Source organism: Vibrio sp. 10N.247.310.17, from assembly GCF_041466605.1.
Taxonomy (GTDB): domain Bacteria; phylum Pseudomonadota; class Gammaproteobacteria; order Enterobacterales; family Vibrionaceae; genus Vibrio; species Vibrio tasmaniensis_A.
Genome location: NZ_JBFSTC010000011.1, coordinates 29,447 through 50,618, shown reverse-complemented (window position 1 = coordinate 50,618; position 21,172 = coordinate 29,447). Strand labels below are relative to the sequence as shown.

At 44.9% G+C, this 21,172-nt stretch carries 17 protein-coding genes; 9 read left to right on the top strand and 8 right to left on the bottom strand.

The annotated features are described in order from the left end of the window. Positions 1-29: 29 nt before the first annotated feature. Both mrcB and hrpB read right to left on the bottom strand, forming a co-directional pair. Positions 30-2,429, bottom strand: coding sequence for a penicillin-binding protein 1B (gene mrcB / locus AB6D80_RS05690; protein ID WP_372187940.1), 2,400 nt, complete (start codon positions 2,427-2,429; stop codon positions 30-32). Continuing rightward, positions 2,426-4,864, bottom strand: coding sequence for an ATP-dependent helicase HrpB (hrpB, locus tag AB6D80_RS05685; RefSeq protein ID WP_372187958.1), 2,439 nt, complete (start codon positions 4,862-4,864; stop codon positions 2,426-2,428). The genes mrcB and hrpB overlap by 4 nt, the downstream gene beginning before the upstream one ends. Before the next feature lie 94 nt (positions 4,865-4,958). On the opposite strand from hrpB, the gene sfsA reads away from it, so the two are divergent. The 7 genes from sfsA to panC all read left to right on the top strand — a co-directional run bounded on the left by sfsA (position 4,959) and on the right by panC (position 11,059). Continuing rightward, positions 4,959-5,717: a DNA/RNA nuclease SfsA gene (gene sfsA, locus AB6D80_RS05680; protein ID WP_372187938.1), complete on the top strand. Its 759-nt coding sequence runs from the start codon at positions 4,959-4,961 to the stop codon at positions 5,715-5,717. Positions 5,718-5,852: 135 nt separating this feature from the next. Further along, positions 5,853-6,299 carry an RNA polymerase-binding protein DksA gene (gene dksA / locus AB6D80_RS05675; RefSeq protein WP_009847581.1) on the top strand — a complete coding sequence of 149 codons (447 nt, stop codon included), beginning with the start codon at positions 5,853-5,855 and terminating at the stop codon, positions 6,297-6,299. Positions 6,300-6,446: 147 nt separating this feature from the next. After that, the gene (gene gluQRS, locus AB6D80_RS05670; RefSeq protein ID WP_371701742.1) at positions 6,447-7,349 is read left to right on the top strand and encodes a tRNA glutamyl-Q(34) synthetase GluQRS; all 903 of its coding nucleotides are present in this window, start codon (positions 6,447-6,449) and stop codon (positions 7,347-7,349) included. Positions 7,350-7,505: 156 nt separating this feature from the next. Next, a complete protein-coding gene (pcnB, locus tag AB6D80_RS05665) occupies positions 7,506-8,861 on the top strand; it encodes a polynucleotide adenylyltransferase PcnB (RefSeq protein WP_009847583.1) in 1,356 nt (451 codons plus the stop codon). Continuing rightward, entirely contained in the window at positions 8,858-9,343 is a 486-nt protein-coding gene (folK, locus tag AB6D80_RS05660; protein ID WP_009847584.1) for a 2-amino-4-hydroxy-6-hydroxymethyldihydropteridine diphosphokinase, read from the top strand. The genes pcnB and folK overlap by 4 nt, the downstream gene beginning before the upstream one ends. Positions 9,344-9,365: 22 nt before the next feature. Continuing rightward, a complete protein-coding gene (panB, locus tag AB6D80_RS05655; RefSeq protein ID WP_009847585.1) occupies positions 9,366-10,160 on the top strand; it encodes a 3-methyl-2-oxobutanoate hydroxymethyltransferase in 795 nt (264 codons plus the stop codon). A gap of 8 nt (positions 10,161-10,168) precedes the next feature. Then, positions 10,169-11,059 carry a pantoate--beta-alanine ligase gene (panC, locus tag AB6D80_RS05650; RefSeq protein WP_012604734.1) on the top strand — a complete coding sequence of 297 codons (891 nt, stop codon included), beginning with the start codon at positions 10,169-10,171 and terminating at the stop codon, positions 11,057-11,059. Positions 11,060-11,229: 170 nt separating this feature from the next. On the opposite strand, the gene AB6D80_RS05645 is transcribed toward panC, so the two are convergent. The 3 genes from AB6D80_RS05645 to AB6D80_RS05635 form a co-directional block, all read right to left on the bottom strand. Beyond that, positions 11,230-12,000, bottom strand: coding sequence for an ABC transporter permease (locus AB6D80_RS05645; protein ID WP_009847587.1), 771 nt, complete (start codon positions 11,998-12,000; stop codon positions 11,230-11,232). Between the two features lies 1 nt (position 12,001). Further along, complete coding sequence (locus tag AB6D80_RS05640; RefSeq protein ID WP_371701740.1) at positions 12,002-12,919, bottom strand: ABC transporter ATP-binding protein; 918 nt, start codon at positions 12,917-12,919, stop codon at positions 12,002-12,004. Between the two features lie 321 nt (positions 12,920-13,240). Further along, entirely contained in the window at positions 13,241-14,872 is a 1,632-nt protein-coding gene (locus AB6D80_RS05635; RefSeq protein ID WP_372187936.1) for a SulP family inorganic anion transporter, read from the bottom strand. 286 nt (positions 14,873-15,158) lie between these two features. Between AB6D80_RS05635 and can the strand changes: the two genes are divergently transcribed. Continuing rightward, positions 15,159-15,818: a carbonate dehydratase gene (gene can / locus AB6D80_RS05630; RefSeq protein WP_009847590.1), complete on the top strand. Its 660-nt coding sequence runs from the start codon at positions 15,159-15,161 to the stop codon at positions 15,816-15,818. Positions 15,819-15,913: 95 nt separating this feature from the next. On the opposite strand, the gene hpt is transcribed toward can, so the two are convergent. Further along, the gene (gene hpt, locus AB6D80_RS05625) at positions 15,914-16,444 is read right to left on the bottom strand and encodes a hypoxanthine phosphoribosyltransferase (RefSeq protein ID WP_135382731.1); all 531 of its coding nucleotides are present in this window, start codon (positions 16,442-16,444) and stop codon (positions 15,914-15,916) included. A gap of 337 nt (positions 16,445-16,781) precedes the next feature. Here hpt and AB6D80_RS05620 point away from each other — a divergent pair, with 337 nt between their 5' ends. Next, complete coding sequence (locus tag AB6D80_RS05620; protein ID WP_017101672.1) at positions 16,782-17,387, top strand: LuxR/HapR/OpaR family quorum-sensing transcriptional regulator; 606 nt, start codon at positions 16,782-16,784, stop codon at positions 17,385-17,387. A gap of 224 nt (positions 17,388-17,611) precedes the next feature. Here the strand turns inward: AB6D80_RS05620 and lpdA are convergent, their stop codons facing one another. Both lpdA and aceF read right to left on the bottom strand, forming a co-directional pair. Further along, positions 17,612-19,042, bottom strand: a complete 1,431-nt coding sequence (gene lpdA / locus AB6D80_RS05615; protein WP_012604738.1) for a dihydrolipoyl dehydrogenase — start codon at positions 19,040-19,042, stop codon at positions 17,612-17,614. 242 nt (positions 19,043-19,284) lie between these two features. Continuing rightward, positions 19,285-21,162: a pyruvate dehydrogenase complex dihydrolipoyllysine-residue acetyltransferase gene (gene aceF / locus AB6D80_RS05610; protein ID WP_372187934.1), complete on the bottom strand. Its 1,878-nt coding sequence runs from the start codon at positions 21,160-21,162 to the stop codon at positions 19,285-19,287. Between the last annotated feature and the right edge of the window lie 10 nt (positions 21,163-21,172).

Here is a 21,172-nt window from a genome sequence, read left to right as displayed (position 1 = left end):
TATCCTTGTCATTCTTTTCTGTTATGACTTTACCACTGAAAAAGCTTCTCTAGCCACTGTTTTGGTTGACTTTCACAGCCCTTTTTAATGCTGCCGCTTTCATCCCAGACCGGCAATTTCACTGTACCACCACAGTCAAACTCTAACGCCCCTTCAGAAGTTCGAGTAAAGCTAGCGGTCGCAATTCCTGTTGGCCAAGGCAGTAATAGTTGTTCAGGCGTTCTTTGCTTCAGATAATCAGCATAGACACGCAACGCACCGCTAGAACCGGTTAGCTTAGTCGGTTTATTATCATCTCGGCCTAACCAAATCGTCGTGACTTCACGACCATCAACACCCACGAACCAACTGTCACGGCTGTCATTACTGGTACCCGTTTTACCGGCTAATCCCGCCCATGCAAACTGACCTTGTAAGAAACGACCTGTACCTTCTGATACACCACGCTTCATGGCATAGGTTGTTAACCAAGCAGCTTGCTGGTCAACGCTTTGTGATACACGAGGGATAGACTGATACAGAACCTCACCATCATTATCAATAACCGAACGAAGCGCAGACAAAGGCGCAATGCGACCAGAGTTGGTAATGGTTTGGTACATCTGAGCAACTTGGAACGGAGTCAGTGAGAACGAACCCAAAAACATCGACGGTACTGGGCGAATTTCGTTTTTATCGACACCCAGTTTTCCAATGGTATCTGAGACGCTATCAATGCCTAACTGCATCCCCAAGCGAACCGTTGGTACGTTGTAAGACTTAGAAAGCGCCACATACAAGGGTACATCGCCACGGAACTTACGATCGAAGTTTCTTGGGCTCCATACGCTACCCTTACTGCCTTTCAAGCTCAGTGGCGTGTCCTTCAATGTTGTCGCCAACGTATACTTCTGAGGTTGCTCTAATGCGGTTAAGTAGATGGCAGGCTTAACCAAAGAACCAATAGGGCGACTCGCGTTCAAAGCACGGTTAAAACCATCGTAACCGGTACGTTTACCGCCGACCATCGCTCGAATTTCACCAGTATTGCGATCCACGGCAATAGCTGCGGCTTCCAGTTTGTTACCTGCCGTTTTCGATAAATCAGGCACTTTACGAGCAATCGACTTTTCTAACTTGTCTTGGGAAACGGGATCCAGAGAGGTAAAGACTCGAATCCCTTTTTTCGCTTCAAATCGATCGCCTACATACTTCTTAAGCTCAATGTTTACTTGCTGGAAGTAAGCTGGCTGACGACTAGCAATACGTGGGTTGTCTTGAATATCCAAATCACGACTCACCGCTTCTTCGTATTGTCGCGGAGTTAATATGTCTTGCTGCATCAATAAGCGAAGAACCAGATCGCGTCGAGTCTTAGCACGCTCAGGGTAACGAACCGGATTGTAATACGACGGTCCTTTCACCATACCCACCAGCAATGCTAGTTGATCGATGCGGAGCTCTTGAATAGGTTGACCGAAATACAAACGAGACGCTAAACCGAAGCCATGAATCGCTTGCCCACCATTTTGCCCAAGGTAAACCTCGTTTAAGTAAGCCTCTAGAATACGGTCTTTGCTGTAACGATGGTCCAAGATAAGCGCAATGTAGGCTTCACGAACCTTACGCCACAATGTACGCTCACTGGACAGGAATAGGTTTTTTGCCAACTGTTGTGTCAGCGTGCTACCGCCCTGTACCGTTCGCCCAGCTTTGACGTTAACGACCATTGCACGAGCGATTGCTAATGGCGATACCCCATCGTGTTGATAGAAGCTTCGGTCTTCAGTTGCTAATAAGGCATCAACCATCACTTCTGGGAACTGATTACGTTTTAAGAACAGGCGTTGCTCATCGTTACTTTTTTCAAGCATACCGAGCATTTTCGGTTCAACACGTAGATAACCCATGTCGCCTTTCTTCTCTAGCGACTGTATACGAGTTAACTCGTTACCGTTGAAATGCAGCATCACATGACGATCCGCTTCCGGTCCATCGACAAACTCGAACGGACGACGAATCATTTCAATCTTGGTTGAAGAAGAAGAGTACTCACCTGGGTGACGAGGAGAATTCACTTTACGGTAATTAAGTACATCCAGTTCATTCTTAACCTGTACCAAACTCACCGCAGTCCCCGGAGACAGATCCAACACACGAGCATAAACAACGGTTGGCAGATCAAAAAGCTGACCTTCAAAACGCTGCTTAACCACTGAATCCAGATAAATACCGACGAACAACAGCAATGCGGCAAGTGCTAAGCCAGCTTTCCAAGAAATGCCCCACAGAATCTTCAACCAACCTCTCTTGCCAGACGTCTTAGCCTTAGGTTTAGTCTTTTTCGCTGCTGCTCTTGGTTTTCTAGGCTTGCCTTTGGTCGCTGGTGACTTCTTTGCTGGCGCTTTTTTAGGTGGTGCCTTTTTTGGCGTTAACATTTTGGTCATCATCGGTTCAACTGTCGTTTAGTTTTAGTGGTTGCTACATGATTAGCAGGGTCATCCGGCCAAGGATGTTTTGGGTAACGGCCTTTCATCTCTTTTTGTACTTCTTTGTACGCGCCAGCCCAAAAGCCGGCTAAATCCTGAGTAATTTGCAGTGGTCGTTGCGCAGGAGAAAGCAACTCAAGCAACACCTTTTTACGCCCTTGGGCAATCAAGGGTGAATCTTGCTCACCAAAGACTTCCTGCATTCGAACAGAGATCATTGGCTCAGATTGATATTGGTATCGAATCGACTTCTTACTGCCCGTTGGCATCAGGTAATTAGTCGGTAGCCATTGATCTATTTCTTTATTCAGAGGCCAGCCAAGATAAGCCGACAGTGCTTGTTCAATCGATACATTCGACAGCCCTTTGGCTGACTTAATACCATTCAGATAGGGTGATAGCCACTCATCAAGATTTTCAATCAAACTCGCATCATCCATCGCTGGCCAATCATGCTCTGGCATCCAAAGCTGTGCGCAGCGTACACGCTCAACGAGCTGTTTAGCTGAAGACGTCCAATGTAAGCGCTCCAGTCCGCAGCGAGCGATGTAATTGAGTAGCGCTTGGCTCGCCTGATTCGCATCGGGTTCTGGTAAAGCTTTGGTGCTGATAATCAACTTCCCCAAAGACACTCGCTGCTCTGCCACTAAGCGACCACGTTTCTCATCCCAATCGGCGTAATCGGAACACACAAACAGTTTTGGAAATTCAACTTCTAGCTGCGCAATATCAACCGCGGTAGCTAAGAAAACTTGACTGGCTCGCCCTGTGCTGCGCATCAAATCAATCACGACGATATAGTCATTATTCGCCAATGGATCATCATCACGAACTTCAGCACCGTGACCATTCGCCAGAAGAAAAGCACTGCTGCTCGCACTTCTCGCTTGTGCAATTCGGTCTGGGAATGCAAAACAAAGCACTAATGGTAGCAATGATTCGTCAACTTGTGACAAATCTAAGTGATGATTGAGTTTGCTGGCGAGACTTTTCGCTCGCTGCATCACCACGCTATTTTTCGAGTGCTTTCTTTGCTTAAGTCGATGTAGCGAGTGTTGAATATCCGTCACATTGCGTTCCGGCTCTTCGAGTAAAGCGGCAGCGACAATCGCGACATTCAACAAGGCTGGACTGTTTTGCTGAGCTTTGATCAGCATACTAGCGATACGCGGCTCAATGCCTAGGCGCTGGGCTTGCTTACCGAGCGAAGTGAACTGCCCATTAGCGTCTAACAGTTCCAGGTTTTGTAAGAGTTGCTTACCTTGTTCTGTTGAAGCTTTTGGTGGAACGTCTAACCATTGCAGTTCCTCAGCACTCGCAGCGCCCCATTGCGTCAATTCAGACACCAACGAAGACAAATCAGAATGAAGAATTTCAGGTTCTGGTACAGCAGGTTGCTGCATAAGCTGTGTTTCGCTGTACAAGCGAACACACAAGCCCTCTTCTATTCGGCCTGCTCGACCCGCTCTTTGCTCAGCAGAAGACTGCGAAATTTTCACTTGTTCAAGCTTGGTAATACCGGTTTTCAAATCAAACTTTGCAACTCGTTCTAACCCCGAATCAACCACTAAACGAATCCCCTCAATCGTCAAAGAGGTTTCCGCAATGTTAGTGGCCAATACCACTTTTCGACGCCCTTTCACCGATGGCGCGATAGCTCTCTGCTGCTGTTCAAAACTCAATTGGCCATACAACGGACACACGTCAATATCACTGACAAATTGCCCAAGTTGTGATTCCACTTGTTTTATCGCCGAGACACCCGGTAAGAAAGCCAAAAGTGAACCCGATTCTTTCTCCATCAGAGAACGAATCACGTTGGCCATCTTAGGTGCTAAATATTCATTCGAGCCTAATGGCTGATAGCGGAAGTCGACAGGGAAAGTTCGGCCTTGCGATTCAACATACTTGGCATCAGGTAACAAAGATTGCAGAGCGTGTTGATCTAAGGTTGCCGACATCACCACCACTTTTAGATCGTCACGCAGCGCATCTTGGATCTCCAAGCTAAACGCCAATGCAGTATCTGCGTGAATGCTGCGTTCATGAAATTCATCAAAGATCACCATATCAACCCCAGTCAATTCAGGGTCGGTTTGGATCATTCTCGTCATGATCCCTTCAGTCACGATTTCCAAGCGAGTCGCACTACTGGTTTTAGATTCACCACGAACCCTATAACCTATGCTCTCTCCCACTTTCTCTCCTAGTTGGCTCGCTAAGTAAGTAGCAATATTCCTTGCAGCCAAACGCCTTGGTTCAAGCATAATGATTTTGCCTTGAACAGCATTAGTTTTAACCAACTGTAAAGGGAAGAATGTTGACTTACCGGCACCGGGAGCGGCCTTTAGAATAAGTTGAGTGTGTGTTTGTACGCCAGCGAGCAGATCTGGCATCACAGCTTCTATGGGCAGTTGTGGCAATGGGTGAACCTTGTGGTGTAATGTTGGCAACATTGTACATAAAAACCTACCTCTCTAAATAAGTAATATGCACTTCAATCCTCCATTAGAGCCAGCGACTCTTATTAAACGCTATAAACGCTTTCTCACTGACATCCAACTTCCAGACGGCAGCGAGCGTACTATCCACTGCGCTAACACCGGAGCGATGACAGGATGTGCGAATCCTGGCAATACGGTGTGGTACTCAACGTCAGACAATGCAAAAAGAAAGTACCCAAACAGCTGGGAGATCTCAGAAACAGACAAAGGTCACCGTATTTGTGTAAATACTGCGCGGGCAAACCAGCTAGCGGTGGAAGCAATTGAAAATGGGACTATAGTTGAACTCTTAGGTTATAACGCGTTACGAACCGAAGTGAAATATGGCAGTGAGAATAGTCGCATTGATATTCTGCTTGAAGATAACGAAAAGCCGCCTTGCTATATCGAAGTAAAAAGTGTCACTTTGCTCGACGAACAAGTGTCAACTAAGCAACAAATATCAACTAAACAACAAGCGTCGACCGAAGGGCAAGGTTTTTTCCCTGATGCAGTGACAACTAGAGGCCAAAAACACCTGCGAGAACTCACAGAAATGGTCGAATCTGGAAGTAGAGCCGTACTTTTATTCACTGTTTTACATTCAGGCATTGAAAAAGTGTCTGCGGCACACCATATAGACGCCAAATATTCGTTATTACTAAAACAAGCACAAGACGCTGGAGTTGAAGTGCTTTGCTATAAAGCAGAGCTCAGCAGTACTCAAATACAACTAAAACAAGCCGTTGAATTTATCAATAGCTAAGCAAAAATGCTGAACTATTCACATTGATTGCAAGTTTTAACAAGAGTATTTGCCACCATTCGTTCTTTCTGCTATAGATACCCGCCTTAAAATTAGCTGCTTTGCAGTTGACTAGGTGTAAATAGGAGATGCTGTATGCCAGAATCTAAGAAAAAAGCGCTAGGCATCCTAGCCATCGCAGGTGTTGAACCGTACCAAGCAAAGACAGGTGAAGAGTACATGTCACCTGAGCAAACGGAACATTTTACAAAAATTTTATCAGCTTGGCGCAACCAGCTCAGGGAAGAAGTTGATCGTACTGTGCACCACATGCAGGACGAAGCAGCGAATTTTCCAGATCCTGTTGACCGAGCTTCTCAAGAAGAAGAATTCAGCCTAGAGTTACGTAACCGTGACCGTGAGCGCCGTCTTATCAAGAAAATTGAGAAGACACTAGATAAGATCGAAGAAGACGATTTCGGCTTCTGCGACTCTTGCGGTGTCGAGATTGGTATTCGTCGTCTTGAAGCTCGTCCAACTGCTGACCTTTGTATTGACTGTAAAACACTTGCAGAGATCAAAGAGAAACAGATGCAAGGTTAATTCTTGCGGATGTAAAGAAAGGGAGCTTTGGCTCCCTTTTTTGTTTGTTCTAAAAAGCGGTTTATATCGTTGTTGATAGCGATAAACTAATCGCCAAACGTCTTAAGAATCGGCTACTGCGGTACCATCAAGATTAGGTTTTCACTTATGAATTATATCGGACGCTTTGCACCATCACCGTCAGGTCCTCTTCATTTTGGCTCACTGGTTGCTGCTCTTGGTAGCTACTTTCAAGCGAAATCTAACCAAGGACAATGGTTAGTTCGTATGGAAGACCTCGATCCACCAAGAGAAATGGCTGGCGCTGCAGACCTCATTCTTAAGACGCTTGAGGCTTACCACCTGTATTGGGACGGTGAAGTCGTTTATCAAAGCCAGCGTCATGACCTATATCAAGCTCAAATTGATCAATGGGTCACTGACAATCAGGCCTACTACTGTCAATGTACCCGTAAGCAGATAAAGTCCTTGGGTGGGTTTTATAGTGGCCACTGCCGAGACAAAGGTTTGGTTGATTCAGGCGAACAGGCGGTGCGCTTGTGTATGGACTTTCCCATCGAGTCCTTTGACGATGTTCGTCACGGCACGATTCAAATTCCCAAAGCATTGGCTGAAGAAGATTTTATTATCAAACGCAGAGATGGGTTGTTTGCCTATAACTTGGCAGTTGTCCTTGATGACATCGAACAAGGGGTAACAGAAGTCGTTAGAGGTGCAGATCTGATAGAACCAACAGGTCGACAAATCAGTTTGTATAAGACGCTCAAGCAAAAAAACGTGAGCTACTTGCACTTACCATTGGCAACCGATGGCTTGGGGAATAAACTGTCAAAACAAAATCATGCCACCGCGATAGATCTCGACAACCCAAAACCGACGTTAATCAATGCGATGCGATTCTTAGGTTTTGATATCCCGAATGCTCTTTGCGAGGCGTCAATGGATGAAGTTTTATTGTGGGGCTGCCAGCAATGGAACGTCAATCAGTTACCTGATAGTTTACAAAAAGAGCACTGCAATGAGTCCGAAACTAACGGCAAATCGCAATAACGATACATAAAAATACCGTAACAAATACCTGTGACTAAGCAGACGATGTTCTCAAATGGCTCGCGCTAAGCTATTATTAGCCGCAATTAAACTCTGCACTACCACTTTGGACTAAGAGAAAAACAAAGCTGGCGATACCTACTTTGTTATAAACTAATGAATACAAACGACAATACCCCAAGCGAACAACGCGGATTCCACGAATTAGCTCTGAATATTTATACTCGTCAAGAGCACAATATTTCACGCAAGCAGATCAGCGACAATGCACTTAAAGTGTTATATCGCCTGAATGGTGCGGGTTTTGACGCATTTCTAGTCGGTGGTGGTGTACGCGACATCTTATTGGGCTCTCAGCCAAAAGATTTTGATATCGCGACCAACGCAACGCCAGAGCAAATCAAGCACCTATTCAGAAACTGTCGCCTTATCGGTCGACGTTTTCGCTTGGCACATATCATGTTTGGTCGTGACATCATTGAAGTAGCAACTTTCCGTGGCCACCACCAAGAGCCATCGAAAAACGTTTCTGCGCAATCTGAAGAAGGTATGTTGCTACGCGATAACGTGTACGGCAATGTTGATGAAGATGCAGAACGTCGTGACTTCACAATCAATGCGATGTACTACAACATTGCAGACTATAGCATCCACGATTACGCGGGTGGTGTAGAAGATTTAGAAGATAAGCTGATCCGCCTGATTGGCGATCCAGAAACGCGTTACCGCGAAGACCCAGTACGCATGCTACGTGCAATGCGCTTCGCCGCTAAACTGGATTTTGATATTGAGGAAGATACAGCCGACCCAATTGAAGAGTTAGCACACCTTCTAAAAGATATCCCAGCAGCGCGCCTTTACGAAGAGTCTCTAAAATTACTGCAATCAGGTCACGGTTTAGAAACCTACCACTTGATGCGTGAGTACAACCTGTTCCAGCAGATGTTCCCTTCAGTAGCGGAACACTTCACAGAAGGCTACGACTCACATACCGAGCAGATGCTTGATTTGGTACTCGACTCGACTGACCTTCGCATCGAAGATGGCAAGCGAGTAAACCCCGCGTTTATGTTTGCTGCAATGCTTTGGTACCCAATGAACAAGTTGGCAGACAAGCTTGTCGCTGAACAGGGTATGGCGCACTACGATGCGATCATGGAAGCAAGTAACATCATTCTTGATCGACAAGTAAAATCAATTGCGATTCCTCGTCGCCATACCGCAACCATTCGCGAAGTTTGGCAGCTGCAACTACGACTGCCTCGCCGCAACGGTAAACGTGCCGTTCGCCTGATGGAACTCAATAAGTTCCGTGCTGGCTACGATTTCCTAGAAATGCGTGGCGAAATTGAAGGTGGCGAAACCAAAGAACTAGCAAAATGGTGGGAGCGTTATCAGACAGCAGGACGCAATATGCGTCAAGCGATGGCTAATGACGTAGCAGCACCATCAAAGTCGGGTCATCGCCGCCGTAAGACTTACAGGAACAAAAAGAGTAAGCAATCAGAATGATAACGGCTTACATTGCGGTCGGCAGTAATCTTGCCGACCCTGTTAGCCAAGCAAACTTGGCTATCGAAACGCTAAAGAATCTTCCGCGAACAACGTTTGTTGCGACCTCACAGCTATATAGTAGCACTCCAATGGGGCCGCAAAACCAACCCGACTACATCAACGCGGTAGTAGCAATTAAAACAGAATTAACGCCAATTGAACTGCTTGATTGCACTCAAAAGATCGAGCAAGAGCAAGGGCGCGTCCGTAAAGACGAGCGTTGGGGTCCAAGAACCTTGGATCTCGATATCGTGTTATACGGCAATGAGGTGATCGATTCAGAGCGCTTAACCGTTCCTCATTACGGAATGAAAGAAAGAGAGTTTGTGCTCTACCCGCTTGCTGAAATCGCACCAAGTTTACAACTCCCTGATGGGACTGAGCTGACAGAACTACTAAAAATAGTAGATAAGAACGGGCTCAATGTTTGGCAGCAATAGCCAAGCGCATTAAGGAAAATCAATGAAAAAAGTAACCATTAACGACCTAATCAAGTGCAAACAAGAAGGCCGTAAATTCGCGACGTCGACAGCTTATGATGCGAGTTTTGCTCAATTATTCGAAAGCCAAGATATGCCAGTTCTACTTGTCGGTGACTCACTTGGCATGGTTCTACAAGGTCGTAACGATACATTACCAGTAACCGTTGAAGATATTGCTTACCATACTCGCTCAGTGCGTGCCGGTAGCCCAAACTGTCTTCTTATGGCTGACATGCCATTCATGAGTTACGCCACACCAGAGCAAGCCTGTGAGAACGCAGCAACCTTAATGCGCGCTGGTGCGAATATGGTGAAAATCGAAGGCGGAAGCTGGTTGATTGAAACTGTGAAGATGCTAACAGAACGTGCTGTACCAGTATGTGCACACTTAGGCTTAACGCCTCAATCGGTAAACATTTTTGGTGGTTACAAAGTTCAAGGTCGTGACAACGAGCAAGCCGATAAAATGGTTGCTGATGCGCTAGCACTACAAAATGCAGGTGCTCAAATCGTTCTTCTTGAATGTGTACCAGCTTCATTAGCAAAAAGAATTACAGAAGCTTGTGACGTACCGGTTATCGGCATCGGCGCAGGTAATGTTACCGATGGTCAGATCTTGGTTATGCATGACATGTTCGGTATTTCTGCGAACTACATGCCGAAATTCTCTAAGAATTTCCTAGCTGAAACAGGTGATATGCGTAAAGCCGTCGCTCTATACAAAGAAGAAGTAGAGAGCGCACGTTTCCCTGATGATGCTCATACAATCGCTTAGGAGTAACTATGCAAACTTTTGCTGAAATAGCGGCTCTTCGTGAGCAGATTAAACAGTTTAAGCGTGATGGACGTACGGTTGCTTTTGTCCCAACAATGGGAAACCTACATGAAGGTCACCTAACTCTGGTCAAGAAAGCTCGTGAACTGGCTGACATTGTTGTTGTAAGCATTTTTGTTAACCCAATGCAGTTTGATCGCGCCGACGACCTAAATAACTACCCTCGTACGTTAGAAGCCGATTTAAACAAACTAACAGGCGAAGGTGTTGAGTTAGTCTTTACGCCAACACCAGAGGTTATGTACCCAGATGGATTGGACAAACAGACGTTTGTTGAAGTCCCTGGTATATCTCATATGCTTGAAGGTGCCTCTCGCCCAGGTCATTTCCGCGGTGTATCAACAATTGTCACGAAACTGTTTAATATCGTTCAGCCAGACTTTGCATGCTTCGGTGAGAAAGATTTCCAACAACTTGCTGTGATTCGCCAGATGACAACTGACTTAGCGCTAGACATTGAAGTTGTGGGCGTAGCGACTGTTCGTGAAATGGATGGTTTAGCCATGAGCTCTCGCAATAGCAACCTAACGATTGATGAACGTCAGCGAGCTCCAGTTCTAGCGCGCACTATGCGTTGGATCAGCAGTGCTATTCGTGGTGGTCGTGATGATTACGCGTCTGTCATTGAAGATGCAACAGACCAACTGCGCGCAGCAGACCTACAACCGGATGAAATATTCATTTGTGATGTGAAAACGTTACAAGCAATCACTTCAGAATCGACTCAAGCAGTGATTCTAATGTCGGCTTTCCTAGGTAAGACTCGCCTTATCGACAACCAAGTTTTAGATTTGGTCTCGGAAACGAAAGAAGAAGTGAAAGAAGAAACTGCTGAGTAATCGCTTTCTTCTCTTTACGTAAACCAGGTTCTACCGCAAAGCACAAATGAAAAACATAAAAAAGGTCGATGTAATATCGACCTTTTTCTTTGCCTGCGATTCAGGATAATTAATAGCTCCTAGATAACTAATAGATCCTGGATAACTAATAGCTCTTGGATAACTAAAAGTTAGCTACGTAAGCCGATCCCCTTTGTAACTAAGTAATGTGCAATGCCATACAGCACGACAATAAACACACCTAGTACGCCAAACGACGTCACAATACCCACATCAGACACACCCAAAAAACCATATCTAAACGCGTTTACCATATACACGATAGGGTTCAACTTCGATACACCTTGCCAGAATTCAGGCAATAGACTGATCGAGTAGAACACACCACCGAGATACGTCAGCGGCGTTAAAATGAAGGTTGGGATAATAGAAATATCATCAAACGTGCGTGCGAATACCGCGTTGATCAAGCCACCCAGAGCAAACACAACCGACGTGAGAAATACCGTCGCAATGATCACGCCCCAGTGGTCGACTTGAAGGTCAACAAAGAACAGCGATACAAAGGTGACGATAGTGCCCACTAACAAGCCACGCACCACGCCGCCCATTACGAAGCCGGCGATAATCACGTAGTTAGGAACAGGTGCTACAAGCAGCTCTTCAATGTTCTTCTGGAATTTGGCACTAAAGAACGATGAAGCAACGTTGGAATATGAGTTGGTGATCACCGACATCATGATCAGACCGGGCACAATGTATTCCATGTAGCTAAAGCCATTCATTTCACCAATACGCGCACCAATCAGGTTACCGAAGATGATGAAGTAAAGCGTCATGGTAATCGCTGGCGGCACCAGAGTTTGCACCCAGATACGCGTGAAGCGATTGATCTCTTTGGTCAACAAGCTGCAGAAAGCGGTCCAATATAGGCTGTACATATTATTTATTCCCCTCACGGACGATACTCACAAATAGCTCTTCTAGGCGGTTTGCTTTGTTACGCATAGAGAGAACTTTTACCTGCTGCTCACTCAATTGATCAAAGATGGTATTCAAACCTCGATTCTTGTCGATTTCGATTTCTAGCGAGCCATTAACCATCACTTGGCTATTCACACCTTCAAGTTTAGGTTCAGTCGCACCCTCTTCAAGATCAAGAATAAAGGTCTCGGCACTCAACTTACCCAAAAGCGACTTCATTGTGGTGTTCTCAATCAACTCACCACGATTGATGATACCAATGTTACGACACAGCATTTCCGCTTCTTCTAGATAGTGCGTAGTTAAAATAATGGTGATGCCCTGCTTCTCGTTGATCTCCTTGAGGAATTCCCACATTGAACGACGCAATTCAATATCAACACCCGCCGTTGGTTCATCAAGAATTAACAAATGAGGCTCATGCATCAGTGCACGCGCGATCATCAAACGACGCTTCATACCACCAGATAAGTTACGCGCACGTTCGCCACGCTTTTCCCACAAATCGAGTTGAGATAAGTACTTTTTAGCGCGTTCTTTAGCAAAAGCTTTCGGTACACCGTAGTAACCTGCTTGTTGTAGCACGATCTGCTCAACCGTTTCGAACGGGTTAAAGTTAAACTCTTGCGGGACTAAACCTAAGTTCAACTTCGCTAGCTCCAGATCGGTATCAATGTCGTAGCCAAACACTTTCACCTTGCCTGACGTTTTATTAACCAGTGAAGAGATAACACCAATGGTGGTGGATTTACCCGCACCATTTGGGCCAAGTAGTGCGTAAAAGTCGCCTTTTTCTACTTGTAAACTCACGCCCTTAAGAGCCTCAAAGCCCCCTGCATAAGTTTTTCTTAGTTGCTCAATTTCTAATGCATACATAGAGATAGACTGCCATTTGCTATAGATAAGATGTTGATGACCGAGCTTGAGGAAGAGAGTAATGCTTAAAACGAGCTAGCAGAAAACTAACTCAAACTTGTTTACTCGGCCATTTTGCAAACAAGTTTATCGTTGATTAACGATTAATACAAATACCGAGTGAGGCTTTCTTTCGAAAGCGAACAAGAATATTAAGTACGTAAAGAGCAATTCAGTGTTCAGTAAACATAAAAATGCCGTTAAGTTATTAACTTAACGGCATTAATCACCAATACTATATTTGGCGTCTATAACTGACTCATGTGAAATTATTGCTGAAGATTAAACCGAGTCAAATTGATGTTCATCTCTATCAACATAGCTTGTTGCAGCTGTCAGGGCTTCATATCTGAATCGATAAGTATTGGATTCCGGCACAAGGTCAATCACATGGAATTTTTCTAATTGCTGACGAGTATTCTCATTAGGACACAATAAGTACACCTCACACTGCGCATCTAGGGCATCTTTAATCGCATTTTCTAGCGCTAAACCAACGGTAACATCAATCATAGGCACATCAGTTAGATCTAAGATCATCGCTTCATAATCAGAAATACTCGAGTGTTGACGTGAAATCGCTTTTGAAACACTAAATATCATCGGCCCAGAAAGGTAGAAGAACAGCACTTTACCATTGGCACTATCCAGTAACTGACGTTCACTGTCAGTTAATGGGATATCGTCTTCATCATCGCCATCACTGATCGCCTTAACTTGTCTAGCTTGCTCTCGACTCAGCCTTTCAATGATCAGAATGTTTGAGATAAAAACGCCCAGCCCGACCGCAATAATTAAATCAACGAATACGGTTAATAACATCACACCGTACATGACACCCATGCCGGCATAACTCACCTTGTGTGCGCGCTGAATAAAACTCCAATCAAGGATGTTGAAACCGACATACATCGCGATACCAGCCAACACCGCCATAGGGATCGGTTCTGTTAAGCCTCCCGCAACCAATACCACTAGCGCAAGCACCAAAGCACGAATAACACCAGAAAGCGGAGAACGAGCCCCTACCTGAATGTTGGTCACGGTGCCCATGGTTGCGCCCGCACCGGGTAGCGCACCAAACAGACCAGAAATCATATTCGCAATGCCTTGGCCACGAAGTTCTTTGTCTGAATCATGCTCTTTACGAGTCAATGAATCTCCGATAACCGCAGTCAAAAGCGTATCAATACAACCAAGAGTACCTAGCACCAAAGCATCGATAACCATTGTGGTGAATTGCTCAGAGCTGATAGTCGGAATAACAAGAGAAGGTAAGCCTGCGGGAATTTCACCAATACGGCGAATAGAATCGGTATCAAAGATAATAACGGATAAGAGCGTTACAGCCACTAAAGCGACCAATTGAGCGGGCACATACTTACGATATTTAGCTGGAAAACCGAAAAGGATACCAAGCGTTAATACCCCTAAAAACAGCTCGCTGACTTTCAGATTAGCTAGCATATCAGGAAGTGCCGAAAGTGTGCCCATCACTCCGCCAGAAGGGGCTGCGTGCCCTAGCAAAGGAGAAAGTTGCAGAATGACAAGAATCACGCCGATACCGGACATAAAGCCAGATATCACGCTATATGGCATCAAAGTGACGTACTTTCCTAGCTTTAATGTACCGAGTAATATCTGAAAAGCACCCGCCATCATTACCACGGTAAAGGTCATTGCCATCCCGGTTTCAGGGTACTTGGCCACCATGCTGGTCATTACTGCCGTCATGATCACTGTCATCGGCCCGGTAGGCTCTGATATCAAGCTGCTTGAGCCACCAAACAATGCCGCAAATAGGCCCACCATGATGGCGCCCCAAAGGCCAGCTTCCGCGCCCGCACCAGAAGCGACACCAAATGCCAACGCTAAAGGCAATGAGATGATGGCTGTAGTTACACCGCCAAACATATCTCCTTTGAGATTGATATCCGTAAAACGACTTCCAAACAAAACACACCTTCCTGATGATGAAATGACAAACCTTATCACTTTAACAAATGTATCAACGGTTCAGAAAGTGTTAATTTAATCACACTATTCGTCTCTTATATTCGGATTATGCCTTTTACGCTAAGTTAATGATTTTAACGACGAGTACACGTCAGATGAGTACTATTTGACACAGTTTTTACAAGATTGAATTTGTAACATTGTGTATAGTTAGAGTTCTTAATTAAGGGATGTAAGACGCAAAATGCCAGAGATTAAACAGCTTTTTGAAAACAACTCTAAATGGTCAGAAGAAATTCGCTCTCAACGACCAGAGTATTTTACAACGCTTGAAGAGGGTCAAAGCCCTGGTTTTCTATGGATAGGCTGCTCAGATAGCCGCGTTCCAGCCGAGCGTCTCACTGGTTTGTATTCTGGCGAACTGTTTGTTCACCGAAATGTCGCTAATCAAGTAGTTCATACCGACCTAAACTGCTTATCAGTAGTGCAATACGCTGTCGATGTACTCAAAGTGAAACACGTTATTGTTTGTGGTCACTACGGCTGTGGCGGTGTTAACGCAGCGATTGATAACCCTAAACTGGGTCTTATCAACAACTGGCTACTCCACATACGCGATAACTATCTTAAGTACCGTAAGCAAATTGAATCTCTGCCTCGTGAACAATGGGGTGACAAGTTATGCGAAATTAACGTTGCAGAACAAGTCTACAATCTTGGTAACTCGACCATCATGCAAAGCGCATGGGAACGTGGACAAGATATTGAAATCCACGGTGTGGTTTATGGTATTGGTAATGGCAAGCTGCAAGATCTTGGTGTTCGTTGCTCAAGTAATGACACCTTAGAAAACAGCCACTTAGCGGCGCTTGATAAAATCCTATCGTCTCCAATCCTAGGTTAATTCTTAACGTCTAACCAATAGATATAAGAAAGAATAGATATAAGAAAGGCTCGCGTTTTGCGAGCCTTTTTTGTTTGTGTTCAACAGAGTCGTTATTACTCTTGAGGTACAACTTTACCGATGTACGGTAGGTGACGATATTTTTGTGCGTAGTCGATACCCACACCAACAACGAATTCATCTGGGATTTCAAAACCAATCCACTTTGTGTCTACAATGACTTCACGACGAGAAGGCTTGTCTAATAACGTACAAATTTCGATAGATTTAGGACCACGCAGGCTCAGAATTTCTTTTACTTTAGTCAGCGTGTTACCAGTATCGATAATATCTTCTACAAGTAGAACATCTTTACCTTGGATGTCATCATCAAGGTCTTTCAAAATACGAACATCACGTGTGCTTTCCATGCCGTTGCCGTAGCTAGACGCAGTCATGAAATCCACTTGGTGAGTTAAATTGATAGCACGAGCAAGATCCGCCATAAAGACAAAAGATCCGCGCAATAAGCCAACTAAAACTAGATCTTCGCTACCTTGGTAGTGCTCCGTGATCTGCTTGCCTAGTTCGTTCACTCGATCCTGAACTTCTTGCTCAGAGATCATGACTTCAACTGTATGCTTCATACTGCTCTCATTTTATTTGGTGATTACGACGAATGTTGACACTTTCGTCAGTTGTGTCGCTCAATTTTGTGCGTAAGTCTAGCACTGCTCAAATACCCACACCACCTTATGGTTCGAATTTACTGTTAGATTCTCAATGAAATGTGCATTGGTGCGTTATCCAATACTCGCATCCTTTCACATCAACACTGATCACGCTTTATGTATCAAGTTTGATGTAACTGTCTATAAAACAAGCACAAGGGATTGACCATTCACATATGCACCATTACACTCATCTTGGCTTAAATAATAATAAAATCATTAATATAAAAATTCGTTGGCAAGGAAAAACAAAATGGACTCAATAACGAAGAGACCTAGAACTAGGCTTTCACCCTTAAAAAGAAAACTTCAATTGATGGAAATCGCACTTGAAGTATTCTCTCGCCGTGGCATTGGCCGCGGTGGACACGCTGATATTGCCGACATCGCTCAGGTGTCAGTAGCAACAGTATTTAACTACTTCCCTACCCGTGAAGATCTGGTTGATGAAGTACTTAACCACGTTGTTCGTCAATTCTCGAACTTCCTTTCAGACAACATTGACCTAGATATTCACGCAAAAGAAAATCTACATAATATTGCGACTGAAATGGTGACGTTAGTGGCTCAAGATAGCAATTGGTTAAATGTATGGTTCGAATGGAGTGCATCAACTCGCGATGAAGTATGGCCACTATTCGTAACCACTAACCGCACTAACCAGATGTTAGTACAAAACATGTTTAGCAAGGCGATTGAACGCGGCGAAGTCTGTGACGATCACGATCCTAAACATCTAGCAAATCTATTCCACGGCATTTGCTACTCGCTATTCATCCAAGCGAAACGTGCTGATACGCAAGAAGAACTTTCGACCTTGACGGATAGCTACTTGAACATGCTGTGCATTTATAAGTAGATTCGATCTTCGAACAAAACTAAAGGGTTGGCTTTTACGCTAACCCTTTTTTATTTCCTCTCACCTAATCAGATTCCCTATTCCTTCCTTCGTCATCCTAAAGAGCGAGGGACGAGCGAGTTGGGGATCTCTTACAAGCATGACGACCATCTTTTCTTCAGACATAAAAAAGCCGCTGACGAATCAGCGGCTTTTAAAAACATTAGCGAGTGGCTAAAAAAGAATTACTTCTTCTTTTTCACTGCTTTCTTATTTGGAAGGTCAGTGATTGAACCTTCGAATACTTCCGCAGCAAGACCAACAGACTCGTGTAGAGTTGGGTGAGCGTGGATAGTCAGTGCGATATCTTCTGCATCACAACCCATTTCGATTGCTAGGCCGATTTCGCCAAGAAGTTCACCACCGTTAGTACCAACAACAGCACCACCGATTACGCGATGAGTCTCTTTATCGAAGATCATCTTAGTCATACCGTCAGCACAGTCTGAAGCGATTGCACGACCAGAAGCAGCCCAAGGGAAAGTAGCAACTTCGTAGTTCAGGCCTTCCGCTTTCGCTTCTTTCTCAGTCTTACCTACCCAAGCTACTTCTGGCTCAGTGTACGCAATTGATGGGATTACTTTAGGATCGAAGTAGTGCTTCTTACCAGAGATAACTTCAGCAGCTACGTGACCTTCATGCACACCTTTGTGAGCAAGCATTGGTTGACCAACAACATCACCGATCGCGTGGATGTGAGGAACGTTAGTACGCATTTGCTTATCAACATTGATGAAACCGCGCTCATCAACTTCGATACCTGCTTTTTCAGCATCGATAAGTGCACCGTTTGGAACACGACCGATAGCAACAAGAACTGCATCGTAGCGCTCAGCTTCTGCTGGTGCTTTCTTGCCTTCCATTGAAACGTAGATACCGTCTTCTTTCGCTTCAACCGCTGTCACTTTAGTTTCAAGCATTAGCTTGAACTTATCTTTAATGCGCTTAGTGAAGACTTTAACGATGTCTTTATCCGCAGCAGGGATAACTTGATCGAACATCTCAACAACTTCAACTTTAGAACCTAGAGAGTGGTAAACCGTACCCATCTCAAGACCGATGATACCACCGCCCATGATAAGCAGTTTTTCTGGTACTTCGTTTAGTTCTAGTGCATCCGTAGAATCCCAAATACGTGGGTCTTCATGTGGGATGAAAGGAAGTTTGATTGGGCGAGAACCCGCAGCAATGATTGCGTTGTCGAAGTTAACTGTCGTTGCTTCGCCTTCGCCTTCAACAAGAATGCTGTTAGGACCAGTGAACTTACCAAAACCGTTAACAACTGTAACGTTACGCATCTTAGCCATACCGCCAAGACCGCCAGTCAGTTGATCAACTACTTTTTCTTTCCAGATACGGATCTTGTTGATGTCCGTCTGTGGCTCGCCGAATACAACGCCGTGCTCTGCCATCGCTTTTGCTTCTTCAATTACTTTAGATACGTGAAGAAGTGCTTTTGATGGAATACAACCAACGTTTAGACATACACCACCAAGAGTGCTGTAACGTTCAACTAGTACTGTTTCTAGACCTAAATCCGCACAACGGAATGCCGCTGAGTAACCAGCAGGACCTGAACCAAGTACAACAACTTGGGCTTTAATTTCTTTGCTCATTGTGACCTCTTGTAGTCATTATCCCTAACAGGCTGAGTAGATGTTCTTAAAATTATTGGGCTTTCAAACAGGAAACATTTTACAGAGATGTTAACAGTGTGAAAGTAGCTTTAAGTTAGCCTGTGAGCTAGACAACAATTCCCCCGCAGTTTATGAGAAATGCCGGAAACTGTTCTCTAAAAATAGTCTTTATATAAAGAATTAAGGTGACCCGAAAGTCACCTTAATAATTACTTTCTCAATTACAGTACTAGACGACGAATGTCAGATAGTGCGCTGTTTAGGAAAGTAATGAAGCGTGCACCTTCAGCACCATCGATCACACGGTGATCGTATGATAGAGACAGTGGAAGCTGTAGACGTGGTTGGAACTCTTTACCATTCCAAACTGGCTTAATTTCAGACTTAGATACACCTAGGATACCTACTTCTGGAGCATTTACGATTGGAGTAAATGCAGTACCGCCAATACCACCAAGGCTAGAGATTGTGAAACAACCGCCTTGCATGTCTGCCGCTGTTAGCTTACCAGAACGTGCTTTCTTAGAAACAGCCATTAGCTCTTCAGATAGCTCGTAAATGCCTTTCTTGTTCACGTCTTTGAAGACAGGAACAACTAGACCGTTTGGTGTATCAACAGCGATACCCACGTTTACGTACTTCTTAAGAATGATGCTTTCGCCATCTTCAGAAAGAGAAGAGTTAAACGCTGGGAATGCTTCTAGCGCTTTAGCAACAGCTTTCATGATGAACACAAGTGGAGTGATCTTCATGCCAGTGTCTTTCTTCGCTTCGATTGCGTTCTGTTCTTTACGGAATGCTTCTAGCTCAGTGATGTCTGCGTTGTCCCACTGTGTAACGTGAGGGATCATTACCCAGTTACGGTGCAGGTTAGCGCCAGAGATCTTCTTAATCTTAGAAAGCTTCTGAACTTCCGTTTCGCCGAACTTGCTGAAGTCAACTTTTGGCCATGGTAGTAGACCAAGAGCAGAACCATCGCCGCCTTTGCCAGATGCTGTAGCACCAGACTCAAGACGCTTAAGTGCATCTTTAACGTAAGACTGAACGTCTTCTTTAAGTACGCGACTCTTACGACCAGTACCTTTAACTTTCGCTAGGTTCACACCGAATTCACGAGCTAGACGACGAACAACTGGAGATGCGTGAGCGTACTCGCCGTTCTCTTGGAAGTCGCCAGCTGCTGGAGCTACTGCTTCAGCTTTAGGTGCAGGTGCTGCTGCTTGTGCTGGAGCTGGAGCCGCTACTGCTACTGGAGCTGCGCCTTCAACAACGAAAGTCATGATTGAAGAGCCTGTTGACACTTTGTCGCCAGCTGCAATCTTGATCTCTTTTACTGTACCAGCGAATGGTGCAGGCACTTCCATTGAAGCTTTGTCGCCTTCAACAGTAATTAGAGATTGCTCTTCTTCTACTGTATCGCCAACCGCTACCATGATTTCAGTAACTTCTACTTCGTCGCCACCGATATCAGGAACGTTCACTTCTTTCTCAGCAGATGCTGCTGGAGCCGCTGCAACTGGTGCCGCCGCTGGAGCAGGAGCTGCTGCAACTGGAGCGTCAGAACCTGCCACTTCAAATACCATCACTAGAGAACCAGTAGATACTGAATCACCAGAAGCGATCTTGATTTCTTTAACGATACCAGCGAATGGTGCAGGTACTTCCATTGAAGCCTTGTCACCTTCAACAGTAAGAAGAGATTGCTCTTCTTCTACTGCGTCGCCGATAGCTACCATGATTTCAGTTACTTCAACTTCATCACCGCCGATATCAGGAACGTGAACTTCTTTAAGCTCAGCTGCTGCAGGAGCAGCTGCAACTGGTGCCGCCGCTTCAACTGCTGGAGCAGCCGGTGCTGCTGCAGCACCTTCCGCTTCGAAGATCATGATAAGAGAACCAGTAGAAACAGAATCACCTTCTGAAATCTTGATTTCTTTAACGATACCCGCTTGAGACGCAGGAACTTCCATTGAAGCTTTGTCGCCTTCAACAGTGATCAGTGACTGCTCTTCTTCAACCTTGTCGCCAACGTTTACAAGAATCTCAGTTACTTCAACCTCGTCAGCACCGATGTCTGGTACATTAATTTCGATTGTCATTGTATTTACC